The organism is bacterium, from assembly GCA_024224155.1.
GTDB lineage: Bacteria > Acidobacteriota > Thermoanaerobaculia > Multivoradales > JAHEKO01 > CALZIK01.
This window is the reverse complement of sequence record JAAENP010000519.1, coordinates 20,596-28,196: the sequence shown is the minus strand read 5'-3', so window position 1 is coordinate 28,196 and position 7,601 is coordinate 20,596. Positions and strand designations below refer to the sequence as shown.

The 7,601-nt window shown below is 66.0% G+C and carries 7 protein-coding genes; all 7 read right to left on the bottom strand.

Going from position 1 to position 7,601, the window contains the following annotated elements; translation table 11 throughout:
• Positions 1–779: indole-3-glycerol-phosphate synthase (locus tag GY769_24470; GenBank protein MCP4205076.1), on the bottom strand; the 779-nt coding region annotated here is incomplete at its 3' end.
• Positions 776–1,792: an anthranilate phosphoribosyltransferase gene (trpD, locus tag GY769_24465; GenBank protein MCP4205075.1), complete on the bottom strand. Its 1,017-nt coding sequence runs from the start codon at positions 1,790–1,792 to the stop codon at positions 776–778. The genes GY769_24470 and trpD, both read right to left, overlap by 4 nt.
• 63 nt (positions 1,793–1,855) lie before the next feature.
• Positions 1,856–2,422 (bottom strand): aminodeoxychorismate/anthranilate synthase component II, encoded by a 567-nt coding sequence (locus GY769_24460; protein MCP4205074.1) that lies wholly within the window; start codon positions 2,420–2,422, stop codon positions 1,856–1,858.
• A gap of 28 nt (positions 2,423–2,450) precedes the next feature.
• The gene (gene trpE, locus GY769_24455) at positions 2,451–3,887 is read right to left on the bottom strand and encodes an anthranilate synthase component I (protein ID MCP4205073.1); all 1,437 of its coding nucleotides are present in this window, start codon (positions 3,885–3,887) and stop codon (positions 2,451–2,453) included.
• Positions 3,884–5,368, bottom strand: a complete 1,485-nt coding sequence (locus GY769_24450) for a type I 3-dehydroquinate dehydratase (GenBank protein MCP4205072.1) — start codon at positions 5,366–5,368, stop codon at positions 3,884–3,886. Before GY769_24450 ends, trpE begins: the two co-directional genes overlap by 4 nt.
• Positions 5,369–5,397: 29 nt before the next feature.
• Positions 5,398–5,646, bottom strand: coding sequence for a hypothetical protein (locus GY769_24445; GenBank protein MCP4205071.1), 249 nt, complete (start codon positions 5,644–5,646; stop codon positions 5,398–5,400).
• A gap of 9 nt (positions 5,647–5,655) precedes the next feature.
• Entirely contained in the window at positions 5,656–7,548 is a 1,893-nt protein-coding gene (locus GY769_24440; protein ID MCP4205070.1) for a (Fe-S)-binding protein, read from the bottom strand.
• Positions 7,549–7,601: the final 53 nt, after the last annotated feature.

The window sequence follows — 7,601 nt, the reverse complement described above, 5'->3', positions numbered from 1 at the left end:
TAAGCCGAAAGCAACTCGGCCAGTTTCGCGGCCGCGTCGTCCGCGAGCAGCAGCGACTCGCCGATCAGGAAGGCATCGAACCCGGCCTTCGCGAGCCGGGCGACGTCCGAACCCGAGCCGATGCCGCTCTCGGCTACTTTGAGAGCCGCGACAGGCAAGTCGGGCAGAGCCGCGATCGAGTTCTCAAGATCCACTTCGAACGTGCGCAGGTCTCGGTTGTTGACGCCTACCAGCTCCCACTCGTGCCCTTCGAGCTTGACTCGATCGTCGGCGTCGTGGGTCTCGATCAAGGGTACGAGACCTCGGCTGCGCGCGTACCCGGACCAAGCGCGGAGATCACGGGCCGAGTACAACGAGGCGATCAGAAGCACCGCGTCGGCGCCGGCCGCTCGGGCGGCGTCGATCTGCTCTGCGCTGACGACGAAGTCCTTGGCGATCGCCGGCAGATCCGAAACCTCTTTGCAGCGCGCGAGCAGCTCGTAGCTACCGCCGAAGAAGTCGGGCTCGACCACGACCGAGAGCGCCGCGGCTCCGGCGGCGCGGTAGAGGCGGGCCCGAGCTTCGGGATCGACGCGGCCGGCGAGCGAGCCGATTCTGGGAGAGCCCATCTTGACCTCGGCGATGATCGCCGGGCGCGTTCGGGTGAGAGCCGCCAGAAACGGATGCGTCGCCGGCATCGGGCCCTGGTGCTCTGAGAGCGGCACCGCCAGCTCTCGGTCGACGAATTTCTCCCGCCGCCGGCCCACGATCTCGAGAAGAATGTCGGCAGGCGCGCTCATCCGCCCGGCCGGAAGGAACGTAGCGCCTCGAGCTTGGCTCGGGCCGCGCCGGAAGCTAGCGTCTGGCGCGCCAGCTCGACACCGGCGGCCAGCGTCTCGGCCTTGCCGCCGACATAGATCGCGGCGCCCGCGTTCGCCAGAGTGATCTCGGCGAGCGGACTCGCCGCTCCCGCCAGCACCGTACGCAACAGCGCCGCGTTCTCGTCCGGACCACCGCCGGCGAGATCTTCCGGTTTCGACGTTTCGACACCCAGGTCGGCGGGCTCGATCGTCCGACTTTGGACCCGGCCGTCGCGAAGCTCGGCGACATGGGTCGGCCCGGTGGTGGTGATCTCATCCAGGCCGTCGGCGCCGTGGACTACCAGAGCATGCACCGAGCCGAGATCGCTCAGCACCTGCGCCATTACGTCCACCAGCTCCCGGGCGTACACGCCCAGAACCTGCCGGCGCGCCCCCGCGGGATTCGACAGTGGCCCCAGCACGTTGAAGATCGTGCGGATTCCCAGCGCCTGGCGCACCGGCATCACCTCTTTCATCGCCGGATGGTAGTTGGGCGCGAACAGGAAACAGATGCCGATCTCTCGCAGCATGCGCTCAGCGGTCTCGGGCTCGGCGGCCACCTCGACTCCCAGTGCCTCGAGAACGTCCGCGCTGCCGGACCGGCTCGACACCGAGCGGTTGCCGTGCTTCGCGATCGGAACACCGGCGGCGGCCGCCACCAGCGCGGAAGCGGTCGAGATGTTGAAGGTGCCTTTGCCGTCGCCGCCCGTTCCACAGGTGTCCACCGCGTCGTCGAAGGCGTGCGCTACCCGGCGGACGCGGCTGCGCATGGCCCGAGCCGCACCCACGATCTCGTCGGAGGTCTCTCCCTTGGTGGCGAGAGCCGCGAGCAGGGCCGCCTTGACCGGATCCGACAACTCGCCATCCATCAGGCTGCCGATCAAAGCACGCATCTCGGCGCTGGTCAGCGCCAGCCCGGCCGTGACTCTTCTGAGGGCAGCTTTAGCTTGCATTATTCAGCCAGGCTCCATCGGCCAATCATGCGGTCCCGATTCGCTGTTTGCAAGGCGGTCAGGTCAGAGACACAGGCCCAGAAAGTTGTCCATCAGCCGCGGCCCGTCGGGCGTCAGAATCGACTCGGGATGAAACTGCACGCCCCAGTAGGGCAGCTCTCGGTGGCGAATCCCCTGAAGGGTGCCTTCCTCACTCCAGGCCACCGCCTCGAATGGCTCCGGCAGATTCTCGGATCGGACCTCCAGGCTGTGGTACCTGCAAGCTTCGAAGGGATCGGGGAGGCCGCGAAAGATCCCGACACCGCTGTGCCGAACAGCCGACGTCTTGCCGTGCATGAGACGAGGCGCTCGACCGATCTCTCCCCCGTAGGCCGCCGCCAGAGCCTGCTGGCCGAGACAAACGCCCAGGAGCGGTACCGCGGGCTCGGCTCGAATGAGGTCAAGACAGACACCGGCACTCTCGGGCCTTCCGGGTCCCGGAGACAGGACGATCCCGGAGGGCGAACGTGCCAGGAGTTCCGCGACCGATTCGGCGTCGTTCCTCAGGACCTCGACCGGCACGTCCCGTGAGCGGATCAGCTGCACCAGGTTGTAGGTGAACGAATCGTAGTTGTCGATCACCAGGATCATGTTGGCCTGCCTCGAGTTGTCACGCATGCTACGAGCCGAGACGTTTCGCCAGTTCGACGGCGGAGAGCAAAGCGGCCGCCTTGTGCCGCGTTTCTTCTTCTTCCCTGACCGGATCGGAATCGGCCACGATCCCCGCGCCGGCGGTCACCGAGACCTCCTCTCCGCAAACGACCAGCGTACGAATGGTAATGCAGGTATCGAGGTCTCCGCTGAAGGAAACGTAGCCCACGGCTCCGGCGTAGGGGCCGCGCGCTTCCGGCTCGAGCTCGTCGATGATCTCGATGGCCCGGATCTTGGGAGCGCCGGAGACCGTTCCGGCCGGAAAGCACGCCAGCAGGGCATCCTGGGGAGCGGTTCCCGCATCTTCGTCACCTTCGTCTTTCGACACCAGGTGCATGACATGACTGTAGCGCTCGACTTCCATGAAGGTGGAGACTTTGACCGTGCCGGGCGCGGCGACGCGGCCGATGTCGTTGCGACCCAGATCGACGAGCATGACGTGCTCGGCGCGTTCCTTCTGATCCGCCACCAGCTCGTCCGCCAGGGCCCGATCCTCCTCCGGGCTGGCGCCTCGGCGCCGGGTCCCGGCGATCGGGCGGGTCTCGAGACGGGATCCGGTCTTGCGCACCAGCATCTCGGGAGAGCCGCCGACCAGAGCCACTTCCGGAAGCTCGAGCAGCACCATGTAGGGACTGGGATTGACCGCGCGCAAGGCCCGGTAGAGTGCGCGCGGCGACAGGCGCTCACTGGACATCCGGAAGTGCCGGGCCAGCACGACCTGGAAGATGTCGCCGGCGGCGATGAACTCCTTGGCTCGCGCGACCGCCGCGCGGTACTCGTCGTCGCCCAGGCTGGGCACGGCCTCGGCCGAAACCTCGAGCGTCTCCGGCATCGGGACCGCACCGGCGGACGATGTGGTGCCCAGAACCTCGCTGAGCTCGGCCAGATCCTGGCGCGCCTGCTGTTCGGAGACCTCGCCCTCGATCTCGTTCGCCACGGCGAGCACGCGTTGGCTCGCATGGTCGAAGATCACCAGGTGATCGAAGCGGCCGAGAATCGCCGTCGGAAGCCCGAAAGCGTCCCTGGGCCGGCTCGGCAATCGCTCGGCCAGCCGGATCAGATCGAAACCGAAAAACCCGACGTAGCCGCCGGTAAACGGCAAGTCTGCCGCCGATCTGTCGCAGTGGACTTCCGAGAGCACGCGATCGAGCGCGACAAGCGGGTCGCCCTCGAGCGACTGGCGACTCCCCTCCCGCTCGAGCTCTATCCCGTCGGCGTCAAGGCGAATCAACGCGCGTGGACCGGCGCCCAAGAAGCTGTAACGCGAAACCTGTTCGCCTCCGGTCACGCTTTCGAACAGGAAGCGCACCGGAGACAGAGCGGCCAGCCGCTCGTAGACCGCCACCGGCGTCAGGGTGTCGGCCACGAACTCGCGAACGTGTAGCGTCGCCCTGCGCGTCTTCATGCCGAAACCAGCGGCTCGAGTCCCAGCGCCGCGCGCGCCAGCTCGAGGTCGAACTCCAGGCCGTTTACCCACTCGAACTGCGGCGCGGCCTGGTAGAGCAGCACTTCCTTGCCGTCGACGGCCGTACGCCCGCTCGCGCGCGTTGCCTTCACCAGAGGCGTTTCGCCGTCGTGTCGATAGGCCAGATCGACCACCGTGGCCGAAGCGGCGAGCCGCTCGGGATCGAACGGCAGGTCGGAGTCGTCGGCACCCAGCGGGGTGGCATTGATCAGGATGTCGTATCGCTCGGGCACGAACTCGTTCAGGGGCGCAAACGTGACACCCAGCTCGAGAGCGACCCTGCGCCCGCGCCGAGGGCTGCGGTTGGCCAGCGTCACCTCGGCGCCCTCTGAGGAAAGACCGTCGAGCGCGGCGCGTCCGGCGCCACCGGCGCCCAGCACGGCCGCCCGCGCCCCTTTGACTCTCAAGCCCCGGGCCAGTAGCGGCGCGACGACACCGTCGGGATCGGTACACTCCGCCTCCCAGACCTGACCCCGTTTCGCCAGCGAGTTGGCGGCACCGATGTGCTCGGCTCGCGGACTCACGGCCCCGGCAACCGCCATCGCGATCTCCTTGAACGGCGCCGTCACGCTCAAGCCACACAGCTCGAAACCCAGAAAGCCGAGGCTTTCGCTTTCGACCACGTCGAGCCAGAAATCTCCGAACATCGGCACATGGAACGGAACGTAGAGTCGATCCAGGCCCAACTTTCGATACATCAGATTGTGCAGGCGGGGCGAGAGACTGTGCAAGACCGGCCTCCCGACCACTCCGAAGAGCTTGGACACGGGATCGAGGCCGGGCAGACCGTAGTCGTCCCGAAGCGTCGCGAGCGACACCTGACCCGGTGCCGCCGGCTCGCTTTGAGCGCGAGCGTAGACGACCGGCGCTCCCAGCCGCGGCGCAAGCAATCGGCTCCAGACTCCGGATTCCCCGCTCGCGAACGCGATGACGTCCTCGCGCTGCAGCGAATGCAGCAACGAAAGGGGCGCGATCGCCTCGCTCGGGCGATCGGCCGCGGGCACGAGCTTGTAGAAGCGGGCCGGCGTTTCCGCCATCGTCTCGAAGCGTTGGCGCAGCTCGTGACGTTCCGTTGGATCGCCGTGCCACGAGATGATTCGCTTTTCGGCGGGAACCGCTGCCAGGACCTCGGGGCCGAGGTCGCGCTCCGCCTCGAGATCGATCAAGTCGAAGGACTCGCCGGCGGCGCATAGCCGCTCCCGCCGCTCCAATGGAGAGCTCGGCCCGCGGCCGCCCTCCGCTCGGCTCCGCAGCGTATAGATCCAGCGTCGGTCGCCATGGGCGCCGCGGGTCGCCGCGTCGACCTCTCCCAGCAGATCCGCCCGCCACTCGAGAGCCCAGGCCAGATCCCAGGCCGAGGTCTGCACCGCCGGCTCCGGCACACCGGTCAGGCTGCCGATCAGGAGAGCCGATTCAGCCAAGCCGAGATGCTCCTGTCGAGGCTCGCAGTTTAGCCACCTCGCGGCCCGCCTCCGCGATCCGTCATTTCCCGCATCGCCGAGACGCTGGACGCGGTCGAGACGGCGTAGGGCACGAACACGGTGAGTATCATCTGCAAGATGCGACCGCCCGACAGCTGATTGCCGACTATGGCATCACCGTGGTTGATGGCGATCAAGACGGCGCCCACCACGACCGCAAACTTGAGGGCCCGCCGGACGACGGCCGCCGAGCAAGCCAGGCTGATCCATGCACGCATCCCGATCTCTCACTGAGCGGACTCTGTCGGTACCCGGTCTCGGGCCCCATCGGCCGTCTCGACCGAGCGCGCCAACAGTTCGACGAGATCCACCGTCTCCTCGACGGCGGCATCGAGCATCATCTTGCATTCCGGACATCCCGTCACCAGCACCGCCGCTCCCGAATCGGCGATTTCCTGCTTGCGCACCTGATCGACACGGTGCTCTTGCTCCTGTTCGCTCACGAAACCGGCGCTGCCGCCGCCACAGCAAAACGACCTCTCGCGGCTGCGTGGCAACTCCGTCAAATCGTATCCGGCGCGCTCGATGAGACGGCGCGGTGGATCGAAGACCTTCTCGTACCGTCCCAGGTAGCACGGATCATGGAAGGTGATCTTGCGCTTCTCCCGGCGTCCGGCGTCCAGGCTGATCTTGCCCTCTTCGAGCAGCTGCACCAACAGCTCGGAGTGATGAATGGTCTCTACCGAGAAGCCCTCGTCCAGCGTCGGATACTCCCGCCGAATCGTATGGAAACAGTGCGGACAGGGCGTGACCACCTTCTCGACTCGCTGCTCTCGCAGCCTTTCGATGTTCTCCGTGGCAAGGGTCTGAAACTGCAGCTCCTCACCCTGCCGGCGGGAATGGTGACCACTGCAGGACTCGGTCTCGAGCACGCCGTAGCTGACTCCGGCACCGTTGAGAACCTCGACCATCGCCGCCAGACTGGCTCTGGCATCCTCGTTGTACGTCCACACACATCCCAGCCAGAGCAGGTACTCGGTTCTGCCCGGCTCGTAGAGCGGGATCGCGAGGTCTTCGAGCAGCTTCTTGCGCACATCCGCCTGGCTCTTGAAGGGGTTGCCGTAGCGCTCGACCGCTTGCAGGAACTCGCCCGCGACCATGCCCTTGCCGCTGGCCAGTGCCTGGGCCCGCTTGGCCCCCATCAGCACCTGAAGGTGCTCTATGCCCACCGGGCAGATGTTTTCGCAAGCTCCACAGCTGGTGCACTGTCCCAGCGCGGCCTCACTGATGACGTTTCCGATCACCGGCACTTCCGCCCCCAGGGCCTCTCGGCCGGCGAGGATGAAGCCCCGCGGGTCGAGCTCCTGGCCGCTACCTGCGGCCGGGCACTGATCGGTGCATCGCCGGCACTCGACGCAGGTCAAGAAATCCATGCGCATCTTCCAGGGCACATCGGCCGTCGCCTCCAGCCCGAGCGAGATCTCCTCTTCGGACTCCATCAACACCTCTTCATCCAGCTCCAGGGGCAGGTAGTCGCCCAGCTCATGGGTGCGAAAGAAGATGTCGACCGGCGCTATGAGCAGATGAAAGTGCTTGGAATGCAGGATCAACGGCGGAAAGACGATGATCATCAGCGCGTGCAGCCACCAGTTCGCCTTCTCGAACAGCGGCTCGTCGGCGACCCCGTTGAGATAGGTAACCATCAGCAGGAAAATCAGCAGCGCTACGACGCCCGAGCTGTAGGACTTCGGGTCCGGAGAGATCTTGGTCAGGACAAAGCGCCGAAAGGCGAGCCCGAGAATGCCGACGGAGACCAGAACGGCCACGACCGCCAAGAACTGTTTGAACAGGGGCAGGGCATCACCAAAGATCGCTGCCAGCAGGGGCACGCCGAACGGTTCGAGGAAGTGGTCGACGGTTTCCAACCCGAAGAGAACGAAACCGAAGAACACCAGCGCATGCAGCAGACCGGCCACCGGCCGGCCACCGATGACCTTGGTCTGAAACACGACCTCCTTGATGACCCGAGCGACGCGCTCACCCAATCTGTCGGTTCTGGGCCGGTCCGATCGCCCGGCCAGAATGTGTCGGATCTTCGTTCGAAGATCCCTCGCGAAGAGGCCGGCGGAAACGACCACGAGAGCAAGCAAAAGAGCCTTTTCCCAGAACAGAAAGCTCATTCCAGTCTCCATCGATTGTTCACGGCAGGATGCTACCAACCTTTCGGCTGCAG

Excerpts from the sequence above, each read along its gene's own strand:
- GY769_24445 (MCP4205071.1), bottom strand. The coding sequence starts at position 5,646 with ATGCGTGCATGGATCAGCCTGGCTTGCTCGGCGGCCGTCGTCCGGCGG.
- GY769_24460 (MCP4205074.1), bottom strand. The coding sequence starts at position 2,422 with ATGATCCTGGTGATCGACAACTACGATTCGTTCACCTACAACCTGGTG.
- GY769_24440 (MCP4205070.1), bottom strand. The coding sequence starts at position 7,548 with ATGAGCTTTCTGTTCTGGGAAAAGGCTCTTTTGCTTGCTCTCGTGGTC.
- trpE (MCP4205073.1), bottom strand. The coding sequence starts at position 3,887 with ATGAAGACGCGCAGGGCGACGCTACACGTTCGCGAGTTCGTGGCCGAC.
- trpD (MCP4205075.1), bottom strand. The coding sequence starts at position 1,792 with ATGCAAGCTAAAGCTGCCCTCAGAAGAGTCACGGCCGGGCTGGCGCTG.